The organism is Bradyrhizobium denitrificans, assembly GCF_013179005.1.
Taxonomy (GTDB): Bacteria; Pseudomonadota; Alphaproteobacteria; order Rhizobiales; family Xanthobacteraceae; genus Bradyrhizobium; species Bradyrhizobium denitrificans.
This window is the reverse complement of sequence record NZ_JABFDP010000013.1, coordinates 220673-237765: the sequence shown is the minus strand read 5'-3', so window position 1 is coordinate 237765 and position 17093 is coordinate 220673. Positions and strand designations below refer to the sequence as shown.

At 66.5% G+C, this 17093-nt stretch carries 12 protein-coding genes; 4 read left to right on the top strand and 8 right to left on the bottom strand.

Features of this window, described 5'->3' with window-relative positions; genetic code table 11:
- Nucleotides 1-823: 823 nt before the first annotated feature.
- Nucleotides 824-1498: a TetR/AcrR family transcriptional regulator gene (locus HL671_RS16475; protein WP_172237013.1), complete on the bottom strand. Its 675-nt coding sequence runs from the start codon at nt 1496-1498 to the stop codon at nt 824-826.
- Between the two features lie 364 nt (nt 1499-1862).
- On the opposite strand from HL671_RS16475, the gene HL671_RS16470 reads away from it, so the two are divergent.
- Both HL671_RS16470 and HL671_RS16465 read left to right on the top strand, forming a co-directional pair.
- Nucleotides 1863-3932, top strand: a complete 2070-nt coding sequence (locus HL671_RS16470; RefSeq protein WP_172237012.1) for a TonB-dependent siderophore receptor — start codon at nt 1863-1865, stop codon at nt 3930-3932.
- 57 nt (nt 3933-3989) lie between these two features.
- Entirely contained in the window at nt 3990-5123 is a 1134-nt protein-coding gene (locus HL671_RS16465; RefSeq protein WP_172237011.1) for a PepSY-associated TM helix domain-containing protein, read from the top strand.
- A gap of 264 nt (nt 5124-5387) precedes the next feature.
- Here the strand turns inward: HL671_RS16465 and HL671_RS16460 are convergent, their stop codons facing one another.
- Genes HL671_RS16460 through HL671_RS16445 form a run of 4 tightly spaced genes read right to left on the bottom strand, consistent with a single transcriptional unit; the run spans nt 5388 to nt 10814 of the window.
- Entirely contained in the window at nt 5388-6713 is a 1326-nt protein-coding gene (locus tag HL671_RS16460) for an O-antigen ligase family protein (RefSeq protein ID WP_374050119.1), read from the bottom strand.
- Between the two features lie 22 nt (nt 6714-6735).
- Nucleotides 6736-8157: a glycosyltransferase family 4 protein gene (locus tag HL671_RS16455; protein WP_172237009.1), complete on the bottom strand. Its 1422-nt coding sequence runs from the start codon at nt 8155-8157 to the stop codon at nt 6736-6738.
- On the bottom strand, nt 8154-8894 hold the full coding sequence (locus HL671_RS16450; RefSeq protein ID WP_172237008.1) for an ABC transporter ATP-binding protein: 741 nt from the start codon (nt 8892-8894) through the stop codon (nt 8154-8156). Before HL671_RS16450 ends, HL671_RS16455 begins: the two co-directional genes overlap by 4 nt.
- Before the next feature lie 3 nt (nt 8895-8897).
- Nucleotides 8898-10814, bottom strand: a complete 1917-nt coding sequence (locus HL671_RS16445; RefSeq protein ID WP_172237007.1) for a glycosyltransferase — start codon at nt 10812-10814, stop codon at nt 8898-8900.
- 262 nt (nt 10815-11076) lie between these two features.
- Here HL671_RS16445 and HL671_RS16440 point away from each other — a divergent pair, with 262 nt between their 5' ends.
- Together HL671_RS16440 and HL671_RS16435 are read left to right on the top strand one after the other, a co-directional pair.
- The gene (locus HL671_RS16440; RefSeq protein WP_012046861.1) at nt 11077-11940 is read left to right on the top strand and encodes a DUF6502 family protein; all 864 of its coding nucleotides are present in this window, start codon (nt 11077-11079) and stop codon (nt 11938-11940) included.
- Nucleotides 11937-13112, top strand: a complete 1176-nt coding sequence (locus HL671_RS16435) for a DUF5666 domain-containing protein (protein WP_172237006.1) — start codon at nt 11937-11939, stop codon at nt 13110-13112. Before HL671_RS16440 ends, HL671_RS16435 begins: the two co-directional genes overlap by 4 nt.
- A gap of 47 nt (nt 13113-13159) precedes the next feature.
- Here the strand turns inward: HL671_RS16435 and HL671_RS16430 are convergent, their stop codons facing one another.
- The 3 genes from HL671_RS16430 to HL671_RS16420 are packed head-to-tail and all read right to left on the bottom strand — an operon-like array spanning nt 13160 to nt 17093.
- Nucleotides 13160-14797, bottom strand: coding sequence for an ABC transporter ATP-binding protein (locus HL671_RS16430; protein ID WP_172237005.1), 1638 nt, complete (start codon nt 14795-14797; stop codon nt 13160-13162).
- 5 nt (nt 14798-14802) lie between these two features.
- Nucleotides 14803-15978 carry an ABC transporter permease gene (locus tag HL671_RS16425; RefSeq protein WP_012046864.1) on the bottom strand — a complete coding sequence of 392 codons (1176 nt, stop codon included), beginning with the start codon at nt 15976-15978 and terminating at the stop codon, nt 14803-14805.
- 2 nt (nt 15979-15980) lie between these two features.
- The gene (locus HL671_RS16420) at nt 15981-17093 is read right to left on the bottom strand and encodes a microcin C ABC transporter permease YejB (protein ID WP_012046865.1); all 1113 of its coding nucleotides are present in this window, start codon (nt 17091-17093) and stop codon (nt 15981-15983) included.

The following is a 17093-nucleotide window of genomic DNA, read 5'->3' as shown; positions in this document are numbered from 1 at the left end:
GTCCCCGAACAGGTGTAAGCTATGTCCCCGGGCTGAACAGCGAGCGAAGCAATCCAGAGTCCTTGCGCAGCCCTGGATTGCGTCGCTTCGCTCGCAACGACGGCGTGGCCTGATCAGCGGCGAACGTCGTCGCAGCCAGCGGCTCTCATCACGTCATTTGCCGGGTTCACGTCTCAAACAGCGTAAGCCAAACGTCCGCGTTCTCGCGGCCTCGTGGCCCGAGCTTTGCGGCATCGTCCACCCTCGAACATGAGAGGGCGCGGGGAAGGCCGGGCGCCGAACGCACCCGTGGTTGCGTGCAGGAAAGCACGCGTAGTCGCCACAGGTACGGGCCGAACATCCGGCCTTCCCCGCGCGATGGGCTACGACTTATACGCGCTCTCCCCAGGGACCGGCTGTCTTGCCCCTGTCGGCCGCAGGCCTCATCCAGGCCCACAGCCTTGACGCCAGCATCGGGGCGCCAGGACCACGCGACTTCGTCGTCCGCATGACGTCGTTCGTCCGTGTGCGCATGCACACTGCGACATCACCACGGCCATCGCATCCCGCACCCGACGTCCGTGACGACGCGTACGTCCCTCTCGTGGGGCAGGACGCGGCGGAGTATGCAGGATTTCCGAAAATAAGAAACAGGAATATTTCTTCAGGAGGAGCTGGACAGATTTTCGCAGACGCTGCGCGTCGGGCAAATCAGCTCGCCCGTCAATAAGCCGGCGAGACTATCGTCGCGGTCCGCGACTCACGCTCGGTCAATTCGGCGTCTCGCCGTCCTCTCAACGAAACGCCCCCGCGCCCCGCAGCCGCCGTCACGGATAAGTTGGATCTAGCGAGCCCGGGCGGCGCCACCGAGAAACAGCTTCCACGCCTTTTCGAAGTACACTGCGCGCTCCTTCGCGGACGCCAGAGGCCGGTATCCGAACATTGCCAGGGTGGTGGGGCCGACAATGATGCTATTCACGAGAAAGTCCGCCAAGAAGGCGACGTCGCCGGCGACAAGGTGCTGGCCCTCCTGCGCTCTCGAGACCGCCGTCCGCAGCAGCATCAGGATTGCGTCGGGCTCAGGGCTGGCATCGCTTCCCTCGACCATCAGCGTTTCGCTCGCAGCGATGCGCTTGAAAGCCACCAGTTCCGGATCGAGATTGATGTCGAGCAGGCAGCGCGCCAGGTCCTTGAGCTGTGCAAGACTGCTCTGCCTCGACTGCCCAGCTTCGAGATCGGCGAGGCGCGCCATGATGCGGCTGCGGCTGCGGTCGAGCACGGCATCGAAGATCTCTCGTTTCGAGCCGTAGCGGCGATAGATCGTATCCTTGCCGGCACCGCACTCCGAAATGACACGCTCCATCGACGTCGCGGCGTAGCCGTCCCTCGCGAACAGCTCCGCCGCGACGGCGAGGATGCGCTCCTCGATCGCCTGCGCCTCAGCCCGGGTCGGTCGTCCGCCGCGCCGGGGGCCTGTACGCCCCTTTGCGCGTGGCTTTGTCGTGACTGCCGCCTTCATGCCTTCAATCTCGTGCGCCGCCCGGGAATCATCCGTTGAGTTTTAATAATTCTAAATAAGCGAAAACGCCAACCGCTTAACTGGACGGATACGTCCCGTTTTGACTATCCTTCGCCGCGGGATTTCAAGCGAGGTTCGAGGAACGGGGATGTGCGAGGTTTCGCGTGATGTGAAGCGGGGGTTGGGGCTCTTGCTTGGGTCTACTGCATTTCTGGCGTTGCAGGTGCCGGCATTCGGGCAAGAGTCGGTGCTGCCTCCGGTCACGGTTGACGCGCCGCAAGTCCAGCGATCGGCTCGCCCCGTCAATACGCCGCGCCAGCAGAGCGCGACGCGGCGCAGTGCGCGACAGCGCGCAACAGAGACGATGCCAGCGCCCACCGCCGGCGCGGCCCGGCCAGCCTTCGCGGGCGCGCAAGAAACGCGGGAGCGGCTTCTGGCCGATACGCAATCGAGCGCGACCAAGACCTCGACGCCCGTGCTGGAAACGCCGCAATCCGTCAGCACCGTCACGCGCCGGCAGATCGACGCGCAGAATCCGCAGACCGTCGGAAATGCGCTGCGCTACACGGGTGGCGTGCTCTCGGAAGTCGACGCGACCACCCGCTATGACAGCGTCTTCATCCGCGGTTTCGGCGGCTTCGGCACGTCGACCAATTTCGTCAGCTTCCTGGACGGGTTGAAGCTGCCGCGCGGCCAGGCCTTCGCGGTGACCTCGATTGACGCATTCCTGCTCGACCGCATCGAGGTCCTCAAAGGGCCCTCGGCGGTCCTGTACGGACAGATCAGCCCCGGCGGTCTCGTCAACCTCGCCAGCCGGCAGCCGAGCGACAGCTCCTACAATGAAGCCCGGATTGAAGGCGGCAGCTACGGACGCGTCCAGAGCGGCATTACGAGCCAGGGCGCGTTGGACGCCGCGCATCAATGGCTCTACAGCATCAGCGCGATCGGCCGGATGTCCGATACGCGGTATGACGGGGTGCAGGAGCAACGCTACGGCGTGGCGCCGGCGATCACATGGCGCCCCGACACCGACACGCAGCTGACCGTGTCGGGCTTCTATCAGCGCGACCCGAAAGGCGGCTATTTCAACTCGCTCTATCCGCAATCGCTCGCACCGGCAGCGTATCGGCCCTATCTCAATCGCAACCTGAACATCGGCGATCCCGGCTTTGACCGCTTCGAGCGCGAGCAGTCGGCGATCGGCTATGTGTTCGACCGGCGGCTCAACGACGTCGTGAGCGTCCACTCGGCGCTTCGCTACGCCAAGGTCGACACCGACTTCCAATCGCTTCAGATGGCGGCCGGCTTGACGGCGGCGGGGACGATCCCCCGGGCCGCCATCCGCTCGATCGAGAGCGTCGACGGCGTTACCGCCGACAACCGGCTGCGCTTCGATTTCCGGACGGCCAGTGTCGAACATTCAGTGATCGCCGGCTGGGATCAGCAGAATTCGCACAGCTCGTGGATCTACCAGTTTGGTGCGGCGACCTCGCTGGACGTGGTCAACCCGGCCTATTATCAGCCGGTCGGAACGCTGTTTCCCTTCATCAACAACGACCAGTCCCTGTCCCAGACCGGCCTCTACGTGCAGGACCAGATGAAGCTCGGCGGCTTCCGCCTGACCCTCGGAACCCGCCACGACTGGACGGCGCAGACGACGGACAACCGGATCAGCGCGACCAGGCAGTCGCAGGACAGCGACAAGCAGACCTACCGCGCGGGACTGCTCTATCTGTTCGACAACGGACTCGCCCCCTATGTGAGCTATTCGACCTCGTTCGAACCCGTGATCGGGGTGGGAAGCAACGGCCTGCCCTTCGTTCCAACCACCGGCGAGCAGTATGAAGGCGGCCTGAAGTACAAGCCGGCTTTCGCCGACATGCTGTTCACCGCCGCCGCCTTCGATCTTCGCCAGCAGAACACGCTGACACCGTCGTCCGTCAGCGGCTTCAGCGTGCAGCAGGGCGAAATCCGGTCGCGCGGCCTTGAATTCGAGGCGCGGGGCAAGGTCAACGCCAATATCGAGATCATCGCGGCCGCGACCGTACTCGACACCAGGATCACCCGCTCGACGGATCTCACGGCGATCGGCAAGCGTCCGCAGGCGGTGCCGACGCATTTCGAATCGCTCTGGGCCAACTACAGCTTCCTCACCGGCGGTCTCGCCGGCCTGACCGTCGGCGGCGGAGTCCGCTCGGTCGGCCCGAGCTTCGGCGACGACGTCAACAGCCTGGTGTCCCCGGGATACGTCGTGTTCGACGCGGCGCTCCGCTACGACCTGGTCAATTTGACGCGCGGCTGGAAGGGCGCGGAGCTCACGCTCAACGTCACCAATTTGTTCGACAAGAGCTACTACACGAGTTGCAGCTCGAACTTCTATTGCCAGTACGGAAACGGGCGGCTCGTGCTCGCAGGACTGCGTTACAGGTGGTGACGCGATGAGGTCGTTCACGATGGCTGCGGTCGATCCTCCAATTGCGCGGTTCGGACGATGACGGCGGCCCGGCGGCGATGGTGGTCGTGGACGCACACATGGAGCAGCCTGATCTGCACGATCTTTGCCCTGCTGCTGTGCCTCACCGGCCTGCCTCTAATCTTTCACGACGAGCTCGGCCCCAATCCCGCGCTGGAGACCGGCACGGACCGCGGCGTTCGGGCGTCCGTCGACGCCATGATCGCGCAGGCCCTGGCCGAGCGGCCGGGCGAAATCGTGCCGTACCTGTTCTATGATCGCAACAAACCGATCGTGAAGATTCCGATCGCCGCCAGCGTGACGTCGTCTCCCGACACCTTCTTCTACAAGGTGTTCGACGTCAGAACCGGCACGGCGCTCGGCATCGACCAGCCCAACCAGGGCTTCATGTATGTCATGCTGCGCCTTCACGCCGACCTGTTCGCCGGCCTCAAGGGCACGTTGTTTCTGGGGGCGATGGGGCTGTTGCTGGCTGTCTCGATCGGGTCCGGCCTGGCGCTCTACGGCCCGTTCGCGCGGCGCCGGCGCTTCGGCGACGTACGCCAGCGACAGGGCCGGCGCGTGCGATGGCTGGATCTGCACAATGTGCTCGGCATCATCACCCTGGCCTGGTTCGGCATCGTGACCTTGACCGGCGTGATCAACAGCTTGGCCGCGCCAATCGAGCTGATGTGGCAGTCGGGCCAGCTCGCCGAAATGGCAGCGCAGAGTCGCGACGCGGCGGCGCCGACGGACCGGAGAGCTCCGGTCGATCTCGTGCTCGCCAAGGTCCGGGCGGCGGCCCCCGGAATGACGGTGACGACCCTCGCCTTCCCGGGTACACCGTTTTCGACACCGAGCCACTATGCCGCGTTCTTGTCTGGAGATACGCCGCTCACGAGCCGTATTCTCCAACCTGCCATCATCGATGCGGCGAGTGGCGAGGTCGTCGCGGTTCGGCAGATGCCCTGGTATGCGGTCGCGCTTTTCGTCTCGCAACCGCTGCACTTCGGCGACTATGGCGGCCTGCCCTTGAAGATCATCTGGGCGGTGCTCGACGTCGTCACCATCATCATTCTGCTGAGTGGCCTGTATCTCTGGTTCACCAAGCGACGCTCCGGACGTCGGGCTGCGGCAGGTTCCGCCCCACTTGCCGCCGAGCCCTCGCGATGACAGGCGCGTCATCCCGCCGCGTCAACTGGACGATCCCGGCCTTGCTGGCACTGACGACATTGGCAGGGTTGACATCGGCCCTGGTCGGTGAAGGCGGAGCCTGGTGGATGCTGTCCTGGGGTCTGCTCGCCGTGCCCTGCCTTTGCAGCATCCTTTGCCTGCTCCGCGGGCTGGGGTCGTCTTGTACCGGGCCAAGAGCCCGCCGGGATGAAACGCCGATGGAATGGCGCTGATGTGCCAGCCGGCGCCTCCGTTCGTGGAGCTTCAGGCCGCGGCGATCGATCCTGCATCGGGGGCGCGGGGATCGGACGGCACCGCGTCCGACCGGTCGCTCGCGTCAGCGCGGCCGAGCACGACGCCACCGGCCACGCCGACGCCCAGCACATACATCCAGCCCTCGTTGAAATCGAACAGATGCGAGTTGAGGAGCGAGCTGACGAGGTTCTGCACGACGATCGCAAGTCCGATCCAGGCCGCAGGATGCATACGCCAGAACAGACGCAGATGGACGGCCCACATCGCGTAGAGGACGACCACGCCGGCCAGTCCCCATTGGATCGCGACGTTGAGCGTCTGATTGTGGGGATTGTTCACCACCTCGGCCCGTAGCCCGGTCTGCCCGGCGGCGTCGCTTTCGAACAAGTGCCGGATCGCGCCGGTGCCGTGTCCGAGCAACGGCGCGTCGGCAAAGAATTTCAGCGACTTGCGCCAGTAGGTCAGCCGCTGCGCGGTCGACGCCGGGACGTTGGCATCATAGGCGCGATACTCGATCGCGACATCCGCGACGCGCTGCCGCAGATAGGGCGATGTCGTCCACACCAGGGTGCCCGCAGCGAGCGCAACAGCCACCAGACCGAGCATGGCGCGGCGGCTCAGATGGCGGACGCCGAACAGCACGAGCAGCACCGGCAGATAGATCAGCGCCGTTCGCGCAGACGCGACGAACAGCATGTTGGCGAGAAAGCCGGCGATCAACCCGAGCAGGCCCGCGGCCATCAGCAACTGTCGTCGTGTCCAGGCGAGCAGCAGCAACGGGGCGAGCGCAAAGGCGCAGAACGCGAATTCCTGGCTCTGGTCGATGTAGTTCTTGACCGGTACGCCGCTCGAGGCCGTCGCGGAGATCTTCCAGGACGGATCGACCACGACGATCCACGACAGGATCATCAGCAGCGTGCACGAACCGATGAAGCCGGCGAGAACCCAGGCCGCCCGCGGCGAGCGTCGGAAGTGATAGAGCAGGAACGGAATCAGCAGCAGCTTGGAAACCGGGTTGAGACCCTTGATGCCGGAGTCCCACGGTCCGCCGGACCACAAGACGCCGATGTCGGCGAGCACGAAGAAGGCCAGCGGCATGGCCGAGACGGGTGTGGCCAGGCTGCGGACCAGCTCGTCCCAGTCGATGGTCGGGATCAGCAGGACCAGCCACAGCACAATGAAGAAGGCGGTCGCCGTGGTCGACCAGGGCAGCGCGACCGCCGTCAGCACCACCATCGTATCGGCAAGCCGGAGATAGAGCGGGGCCTCCACCCAGGGCGTGGCGACGGAGCGCGCCTGCGGCGCATCCCGCGATGAACCAGTCTCGAGCGTCATGGGCCAGGCGTCCTGTGCCATATCAGGCCTCCTGCGCTGCAAGTCGTTCATGCCCGGCCGACGTCGCCGCCATTGCGCCGTGCGCGCAATCGCTGGCCCCGTCCGCGGGCTGGCCGAGCAGGTCGCGCGCCTGGCTGTGATGGCCGAACCGGGCGGCGAGCTCGCTGCGCCGCTCGCGAATCTTGTGCCGCCAATGCTCCTGCTGGTGCAGCGCGCGATCGACGGCTGCGCAGATCGAGGCGGTCGAGAACGGATCGAAATATTCGGCGAGATCGCCCGCCACCTCACGAAACACGGCAATGTCCGAGCACAGCACCGGCGTGTTCGCGGCGAGCGCCTCGATGATGGGGACACCGAACCCCTCGGCAAAGCTCGGCATGATCAGGCCATGGGCCTCCGCGATCAGCGCGACCTTGTCCTGCTCCTCCACATAGCCGGCGAAACGGATGTTCGGCGGCAGGTTGCGCGCCTGATGCGTCTTGCCGGCATAGCCGATGACGACGAGATCGGCCTGAGGCAGCCGGCGAAAGGCGCGGATCAGCGCATCGAGATTCTTGCGCGGCTCCGCGGAGACGATGACGACGAAACTCGGCCGGGCGGCGCCCGCGGCGGTCGCGATGGGCGGCGCAGCCTCGTCGAACCGCGTTCGCGGATAGACCACGCGCGCCGGCAGATGCGCGTGCTGCGGCATCAATTCCCGGAAGCGCTCCAGGCTGTAGTTGGACACGAAAGCCAGCTCGTCGGCCTGCGCGATGCTGGTGGCCAGCCGCGACAGGAACAGCCGCGTCGCGGCATCGCTCAGCTTGAGATCCGTAAGCGGCAGGAGATCATGGACCACGCAGATCACGCGGGTCCCGGCATCGCGTCGGACCGCGACGCGCGTCGGCGTGTCGATCAGGACGATGTCATACCCGCGCGCGTCGATCCGCGGCGGCGGCAACCTGAAGAACGCCGAGCTGTCCTGGTAGCTGTAGAAGCCGGGCTCGAGCAGGAACTTTCGGAACAGCCGGAGATGCCGCAGGTCGGGCGGAATGTATTCGAGGCATTCCGTGCGGTTCTCCAACGCGTCGTGGCGTGGAAACCAGAATCCCAGCGCCCGGAGGAAGCAGCGGCAGTACTCCGCGGATACCGATACGGTGAGACGGCTCCGCAGCCAGTCCACGCGCTGGCGCAGACCGCTCCTGCTCGCGGAGGCGTTCATGTCGGCCTCGTCCAGGAAGCGATAGAGCGCCAGCAGCTCGATCAGTCGCGAGTTGGCGGCGAACAGCCGCGACTGCTGCTGGCGCTTGCGCAGCTTGCGATAGCGCCTGGTGGTCTCGACCAGCAAAGTGAGCTCGTGCCCTTCCGCGGCGAGCGATCGCAGCAGTTCGCGGGTGAAATGGAAGATACCGCGCTTGTGATTTGGCTCGCCCAGCGCCTCGCTGATGATCAGGATGCTGGTCATGCGCAGATCTCCTCCAGTTTCCGAGCCGATCGATCCGTCTCACCGCCTCCCTCCGCGCCGACGATGCGGCCGCGATCGAGGGGAACGATCCTGTTGCAGACGCGGCGCAGCAACTCCTGATCGTGCGATGCCAGCATCACGATCGCTGCACCATCCACCAGTTCGAGCAGCCGCCGCTCGGCCTTCGCCGAGAAGCGCTCGTCGACGACGCTGAGCCATTCGTCGAGCAGCAGGATATCGGCGGGGAACGCCGTGGCCGTCGCGAACAGGACCCGCATCAGCATGCCCGACGAGAAGGTGCGCAGCGGCAGCCGGCGCATGCGGTCCTCGAGCTCGGTGAACGCCCAGATGTCGTCGATGATCGCGGGCGTCGGCCGACGGCCGCCGATCCGCAGCAGCAGGCTGATATTGTCGGTGGCGACCAGGTCGAGATTGGCCCCCGCGGAGAGACCGAGCAGCGGCATCACCCTGCCCCGGACCTCGATACGGCCGCTGGTCGCCGGATAGACGCCGGCGATCAGCCGCAGCAGCGTCGATTTTCCCGATCCGTTCGGACCGAACAGTCCGATGCGCGCGCCGGAACGGATGTCGAGCGAGACCTGATCGATCGCCCGTACGGCATGCGCGCCGTCGGCCTCTCCGAGCAGGCGGTTCATGAGGCGCCGCTTGATCGAGAAGTCGTAGGCTCCGTAGAGCGGGTAGTCGAGACAGACGTTGCTGAGGGTGATGCTTGTCATGGCTCAAATCCAGAAGGCGGCTTTGCGCAGCCGGCTCAACGTCACGAGACTCGCGACCACGAGCACCGACAGGCTCATGACCACGTAGAGGACGCTCGACATCGGGACCTGCCCGGTTGCCAGCGGCTCGCGCCAGATCGCGAACAGATGCGTCAGCGGATTCACCCGCATGATGAATGACCCGCGGTCGATCATCTCGGGGGACCAGATGACGGGCGAGGCCAGGAAGGCGAGCGTCAGGCAGGATTCGATGATCGGCTTGAGGTCGCGAAACCGCGTGGCCAGGGCGCCGAGCACGAGGCTCGCCGCGAAGGTGAAGGCGATGAACAGCAGCACGCCCGGCAACGCGGCGAACACGCCGCCGACATCCATCGGATCGATCGCGAGCCACAGCGCCAGCGGCACATAGGCGTTGTGAAGCGCGAACAGGCCCTGGCGGAAACAGCATTGCAGCAGGAACACGACCGGCGGCAAGGCGCGGTCCTTGATCAGGCTGGCCGACGCCTGCAGCGCCGTGGTGGCATCGAGCACGACGCCGTTCAGGAACGTCCATGCGGTGAGGCTGAGCGCCAGCATCGGCAGCCGGGACAACCCGCCGGCCGGGCCGAAATGACTGATCACCGAGCCGAGCACCGCCACCATGATCGCCATCTGGATCGACATCCAGAACGGGCCGAGCAGCGAGCGCACGTAGCGATGGCGCAGATCCGACCAAGCCAGCGCGGCGGCGATCCGAACCGAATCGAGCAGTCCGACACCCTGCTCCGATGCGCGATGCGCCGCCGCATGCGCGGCGACAGCGCGGCGATAGATCCGCTCGATGCCCTGGTCGAATGCCGCGGTCGCAAAATGCGTCGCCGCGCGCTGCCGTGCGGCATCCCCCATGCGGCGGCGGCGCGCGGGGTCGGCGAGCAGCGCGTTGATCGCTCCGGCGAGCGCCACGGCATCGCCCGGCGGCACGGTGACGGCCTCGCGGCCATCACGGGCGACGCGGGGCACGCCGGTGTCGAGCGCGGTGTTGACGATCGGACGGCCGGCCGCCATCGCCTCCAACTGCACGAGCCCGAAGGTCTCGGCATTGGTGACCGAGGGCATGACGAAGACGTCGGCGGCGCCGATCTCGGCCACCATCTCGTCATCGCATAGCGAGCCGAGCAGCCGGACTCGATCCGCGATTCCGAAGCCGTCGATCAGCTGCTGCAGATGAGCGCGCTCGCGTCCCTCGCCGATGATCCTGACCTCGAAGTCGTGGTCGGCCGCGGCACGGATCAGCACGTCGAAGCCCTTGTACGGCACGAGGCGGCCGCAGGCGACGACGCGCCGGCCGGCGGAGCCCGGCCGCTCGCTGTTTTCCAGCGCCGCGAATTTCCGAAGATCGACGCCGAACGGAACGACGTGGCACTTGTTGGCGACGTCGCGCAGCAGCGCGGTCCGCGTCGCGAGCGCGGCATCGGAGACGATGATCGCCTCCGCGCGCTGCAACGTTCGCCGCATCAGCGGCTCGACCAGCCAGCGCAGCCGGCCATGCGACACGATGTCGGCATGCCAGTGCACGACCAGCGGACGCGCCCGCCCGAGACCGCAGGCGAATACGAGATCGGCCAGCGGAAACGGCGCATGCAGCGCGACCAGATCGTACGCGGCAATGCGGCGCCACAGCCGGAACGGATAGGTCGGCGCAATCGGCAGCGAGAACAGGTTTCCGAGCGAGCGCACGCGCTCGACCGGAATGCCGTTCACGATCTCGTGGCGGGGCCGCGGCGCGTCCGAGCAGACCAGCACCGACGACGCGACGGCGTGCGCCAGGCCGGCGCAGATGTCGCGGATCACCGTGAGCGTGCCGCCGAACAGGTCGGGATAGAAGACCTTGAAGACGTGAAGCACCGAGAAGCGGCGCGAAGAGGCAGGAGCTGCGTCCATGACCGGGCTCGCGGGGCTCAACGGGGCAGAACCAGGAGCATGGCCGGGACGCCGGCGAGCAGCGGCCGGGGATGAGATGGATCCGGGCTGCAGCGGAGGGACGCGTCGACGGGGGCGGCGGCTGCAGCGGATCGGACCTGAGAGCAGGGCATGATTGCGAACTCCTGTGCCTCAACTCCGCCTGCATTACGTGGGAATTTTTCACACGTCAATGGATGTGGGTGGGATTGTGTCCCACATGTGATCTCGCTAGACTTGATCGATGGATCCGAGTTCCGGACAATCGCCGCCGGCTGCGCCCTCGCCGCTCGCCGCGACACAGCTGCACGCGCCGCTGGCGCGGCTGCTGCGTCCGCTCGTGCGCCTGTGCATTCGCAGTGGCATGACGTTTCCGGCGCTGGCGCAGCTGCTCCGCGAGCTGTTCGTGAACGTCGCCGAGCACGACTTCGCGCTGGACGGCAAGCCGCAGACCGACAGCCGCGTCAGCCTGCTCACGGGCATCCACCGCAAGGAGGTGGCGCGGCTGCGCGGCGCCGGAGCTCCTGTGAACGAGGTGCCGGCGACCTTGTCGCGCACCAGCGCCATCATCGCGCACTGGCTGGCCGCGCCGGAATTCACCGATGCCAAGGGCGAGCCGCTGCCGCTGCCGCGCACGGCCGACGGCGATGCGCCGTCGTTCGAGGCGCTGGTCGCCGCGATCACCAAGGACGTGCGGCCGCGCGCGGTGCTCGACGAATGGCTCGATCGCAGGCTCGTGACGATCGATGCGCAGGACAACATCGTGCTGGCCGAGACCGGCCTCGTGCCGCGCGGCGACGACGACCGCAAATGGTACTATCTCGGCCGCAATCTGCACGACCACATTGCGGCCGCAGCGACCAACGTCTCGGGCGATGCGCCGCGCTTCATGGAGCGCGCGGTGCATTATGACGGGCTGTCGCCGAAGCTCGCGCGGCGACTCGAGCAGCGCTCGCGCGAGCTGGCGATGGAGGCGCTGAAAACGGCGAACCGCGAAGCCAACCGCGCCCTCGCCAAGGACAAGGGCGGCGACGCGCGCTGGAATTTCGGCGTCTACATTTATCTCGAAGAGCCGCCGGACGCGCCCGGCAAGGGCGGCACGTCATGAGCCGGCCGCCCGGTTTGTCGCGCAGGTCGCTGCTCGCCGGCATCTGGCTCGCCGGATCGTCGGCTCTGGCGTGGGGACAGACGCGCAAGGGCAATGATCAAGGTCTCGGCGGCACCGGCATCACCGGCGGCCAGGACCAGGGCATGGGCGGCACCGGCATCGTCGGCGTGATCCAGCGCTTCGGCAGCATCTTCGTCAATGGCGAACGCGTCAGCTACGCTGCCGACGTGCCGGTGCGGATCGACGGCGAGGCGGCCTCGGCTAAGGCGCTCAAGATCGGGCAGCTCGCACGCGTGCTGGCGCAGCGCGACGGCAAGGGCACGCTGACCACACGAAGCATCGACATCGTCAGCGAGGTCACCGGACCGATCGAGGCCATCAGGCCCGGCGAGCTCACCGTGCTTGGCCAGACCGTCGTCTCTCCGGGCCAGGAGAGCTGGCGGAAGATCGGCACGCACGTCGCCGTGTTCGGCCTGCGGCGCAGCGACGGCGTGATCGTCGCGAGCCTGGTCGATCCGCGCCAGACCACGGTCAGCCGAGTCAGCGGCGTGGTGGTGCGGGATCGCAACGGGCTCGCCCTCGGCGGGCTCCACCTCGCCGGTGTCGATCCGGCCCTGATCGGACGCCGCATCCAGGCCGAGGGCCGCATGGCGCAGGGCGTGCTGCAGGTCACACGTATCAGGCCCGACGATCTCCAGGATTTCGCCCGCGCCAGCCGGCTGCTGGTCGAAGGCTATGTCCGGCGTGTCGGCAGCGAGCTGCAATTCGGCTCGGGCTATGTCGCGCGTGACAATTCGCGCTTCCAGCCGTCTGGGGAGACACGCGTCGTCGTCAACGCCGTGCCCGACGGCGCCGGCGGGCTGCGGGTCGAGACCGTGCAGGCGGTGAGCCGATTCCCCGGCGAGTCCGTCCAGGGTCCGCACGCCCCGCCGCGCAGCCAGGGACCCATGCACGGACCGGGCGGCCCAGGTGGCGCGAATGCTCCGGGCGGACCGAATGGTCCGGGCGGATCGGGTGGACCGGGTGCTCCCGGCGGCCCGGGCGCGCCAGGATTCGGCAGGGACAATGGGATGGCGCCGCCCGGCGGATTCAGTCCCGGCGGCCCAACGGATGGGCCAGGCTTCGGCGGCGCCCCGGGCGGTCCGCCCGGTGGCGGCGGCGGCCGGCGCTGATCGAACCCGACCGGCGCCGCGACGGCTCGCTTGCCATCCGCGCCGGTTCAGCTCGCTGCCGTGCCGTTCGCCGCGGTCTCGTTCCTGAATGCGGCCGCGAACAGGGCGCGGGTGTAGTCGGTCTTCGGGGCCTTGAACAGGTCGACGGCCGGGCCCTCCTCGACCACCTTGCCGTGGCTCATCACGATCAGGTGGCTGGCGAGCGAAGCGACGACGCGCAGGTCGTGCGAGATGAACATGTAGGTGAGGTCGAGCTTGCGCTGCAGGTCGCGCAGCAGCGCGACCATCTGCGCCTGGAACAGCATGTCGAGCGCCGAGGTCGGCTCGTCCAGCACGACGAAGGAAGGCTCAAGCACGACGGCGCGCGCCACCGAGATGCGCTGGCGCTGGCCGCCGGAGAATTCGTGCGGATAGCGGAAGCGCGTCGCCGGATCGAGCCCGACCTCGTTCAGCGCCTTGATGACCTTGGCCTCGCGCTCCTCTTCGCTGAGCCTGGGCTGATGCACGCTGATGCCCTCGGCGATGATGTCGCCGACCGACATGCGCGGGCTGAGCGAGCCGAACGGATCCTGGAACACGATCTGCATGTCGCGGCGGAACGGCCGGACGTCCTTGAAGGACAGTCCCTGGATCTCCTTGCCGAGAAACACGATCGGGCCGTCGGAGGAGATCAGCCGCAGCAGCGCCAGACCGAGCGTGGTCTTGCCGGAGCCGGATTCGCCGACCACGCCGAGCGTCTCGCCCTTGCGCACGGCGACGCTGACGCCGTCCACCGCCTTGATGTGGCCGACGGTGGAGCGGAACAGGCCGCGCTTGATCGGAAACCAGACCTTCAGGTCTTTCGCCTGCATCACCACCGGCTCATTCGGCCGCGGCGGCGCCGGGTCCGGCTTCGGCTCGGCCGCGAGCAGCGCCTTGGTGTAGGGATGCGCGGGTGCGGTGAACACCTGCTCGACCGGCCCCTGCTCGACGATCTTGCCGCCATTCATCACGCAGACCCGGTCGGCGATGCGGCGGACGATGCCGAGATCATGGGTGATGAAGAGCAGGCTCATGCCGAGCCGCGCGCGGATGTCGGCGAGCAGCGCCAGGATCTGCGCCTGCACGGTGACGTCGAGCGCGGTGGTCGGCTCGTCGGCAATCAACAGGTCCGGCTCGTTGGCGAGCGCCATCGCGATCATGACGCGCTGGCGCTGGCCGCCGGAGAGCTGATGCGGATAGCTGCCGAGCCGCGTCTCCGGCTCAGGGATGCCGACCTGGGTGAGCAGTTCGAGCACGCGCTTGCGCGCCGCACTGTTCGAGATCGGCTGGTGCAGTTGCAGGATCTCGCTGATCTGCCGCTCGATCGTGTGCAGCGGATTGAGCGAGGTCATCGGCTCCTGGAAGATGATCGAGATGTCGCTGCCTCTGATCTCGCGCATCTCGCCTTCGGAGAGAGGCAGCAGATCGCGACCCTTGAAGCGGATGCTGCCCGAGGGATGCGAGGCGACCGGATAGGGCAACAGCTTCAGCACCGAGAGTGCGCTGACAGATTTGCCCGAACCGGATTCGCCGACCAGCGCAACGCATTCGCCGCGCTTGATGTCGAACGAGACGTGGTCGACGGCGGTCGTCGCGCGGCCCTGCTGGTGGAAGGCGACCGAGAGATCGCTGACCGATAGAAGCGGCTGGCTCATCGCATCCATGGCGGTCACCTGAACGTCTTGCGCGGATCGAAGGCGTCGCGCACGGCCTCGCCGACGAAGATCAGCAGCGACAGCATGATCGCGACCGAGAAGAAACCGGTAAGGCCAAGCCACGGCGCCTGCACATTCGCCTTGGCCTGCGACAGCATCTCGCCGAGCGAGGGTGAGCCCGGCGGCAGGCCGAAGCCGAGGAAGTCGAGCGCGGTGAGCGTCATCACCGAGCTCGACACGATGAAGGGCAGGAAGGTCATGGTCGCGACCATCGCGTTCGGCAGCAGATGCCGCCACATGATGACGGCATTGGAGACGCCGAGCGCGCGCGCCGCCTGGATGTATTCGAAATTGCGGCCGCGCAGGAATTCGGCGCGCACCAAGCCGACCAGCGACACCCAGGAGAACAGCAGCATGATCCCGAGCAGCGTGAAGAAGCCGGGCACCAGCACCGCCGACAGGATCAACAGCAGATAGAGATAGGGAATCGCGTTCCAGATCTCGATGAAGCGCTGGAACAACAGGTCGACCCAGCCGCCGAAATAACCCTGCACGCCGCCGGCGGCGATGCCGATGATCGAGGAGAAGAACGTCAAGGACAGGCCGAACAGCACGGAGATGCGGAAGCCGTAGATCAGCCGCGCGACCACGTCGCGGCCCTGATCATCCGTGCCGAGCCAATTGTATTCCAGATCCCGGCAGCTCTTCAGCCCCTTCTTCTCGACCACGGGCTTGCACTGCGCCTCGGTCAGCATCCAGGTCGGCGGCGACGGCGCCGGCGTCGGCAGATCGAGATTGTGGGTGGCGTAGGAATAACGGATCAACGGCCAGATCACGGTGCCGCCCTTGTCTGCGATCAGCTTCTGCAGATACGGATCGCGATAATCGGCGGCGGTCTCGAAGTCGCCGCCGAACGCCGTCTCCGGATAGGACACGAAGGCCGGCCAATACAGATGGCCGTCGAACTTGATCAGGAACGGCCGGTCGTTGGCGATCAGCTCGGCGAACAGCGAGACGATGAACAGGAACAGGAAGATCCACAGCGACCAGTAGCCGCGGCGGTTGGCCTTGAAGTTCTGCCAGCGGCGCTGGTTGAGCGGCGACGGCCGGAATCTGTGCCGCGTCGGTGGCACGGCCTCGCCGAGCGGCGCCTGCGTGGTGGTCTCGACGGGGGGCGCGGTTTTGAGCATCGTCAGACCTCCCGCGCCTCGAAGTCGATCCGCGGATCGATCCACATGTAGGTGAGGTCGGAGATCAGATTGACCACCAGGCCCAGCAGCGAGAAGATGTAGAGGTTGCCGAACACGACCGGATAGTCGCGGTTGAGGATGCTCTCGAACGACAGCAGGCCGAGGCCGTCGAGCGAGAAGATGGTCTCGATCAGCAGCGAGCCGGAGAAGAAGGCATGAATGAAGGTGCCGGGGAAGCCGGCGATCACGATCAGCATCGCGTTGCGGAACACGTGGCCATACAGCACCTGGGTCTCGCTGCAGCCCTTGGCCCGCGCGGTCATGACATATTGCTTGCGGATCTCGTCGAGGAACGAGTTCTTCGTGAGCAAGGTCATGGTGGCGAAGGCGCCGAGCGCCATCGACAGCAGCGGCAGCGTGAGATGCCAGAAATAGTCGATGATCTTCCAGTACCACGGGAAGTCGGCCCAGCCGTCTGAGGTCAAGCCGCGCAGCGGGAAGATGTTGAAGAACGAGCCGCCGGCGAACAGGATGATCAGCAGGATGGCGAACAGGAAGCCGGGAATCGCGTAGCCGATGATGATCACGGCCGAGGTCCAGACGTCGAAGCGCGAGCCGTCCTGAACCGCCTTGCGAATGCCGAGCGGGATCGAGATCAGATAGGTCAGCAGGGTCATCCAGATGCCGAGCGAGATCGACACCGGCAGCTTCTCCTTGATCAGCTGCAGCACGGTCGTGTCGCGGAAATAGCTCTTGCCGAAATCGAAGCGGGCGAAGTTCCAGACCATCAGCGCGAAACGTTCCGGCGCCGGCTTGTCGAAGCCGAACTGCTGCTCCAGCTTCTTGATGAAGGCCGGGTCGAGTCCCTGGGCGCCGCGATATTTCGAGTTGGTGTCACCGCCGGAGCCCACCTGGCCCGGCGGCCGCGCGCCGAAATCGGAGCCGCTGCCGCCGGAGATGCGCGAGGTGCCGCCAGTGTCGGCGCCGGTCAGTTGCGCGATGACGCGCTCGACCGGGCCGCCCGGCGCAAACTGCACCACGACGAAGGAGATGAACAGGATCCCGAGCAGGGTCGGGAGCATCAGAAACATGCGGCGAGCGATATAGGCAGCCAT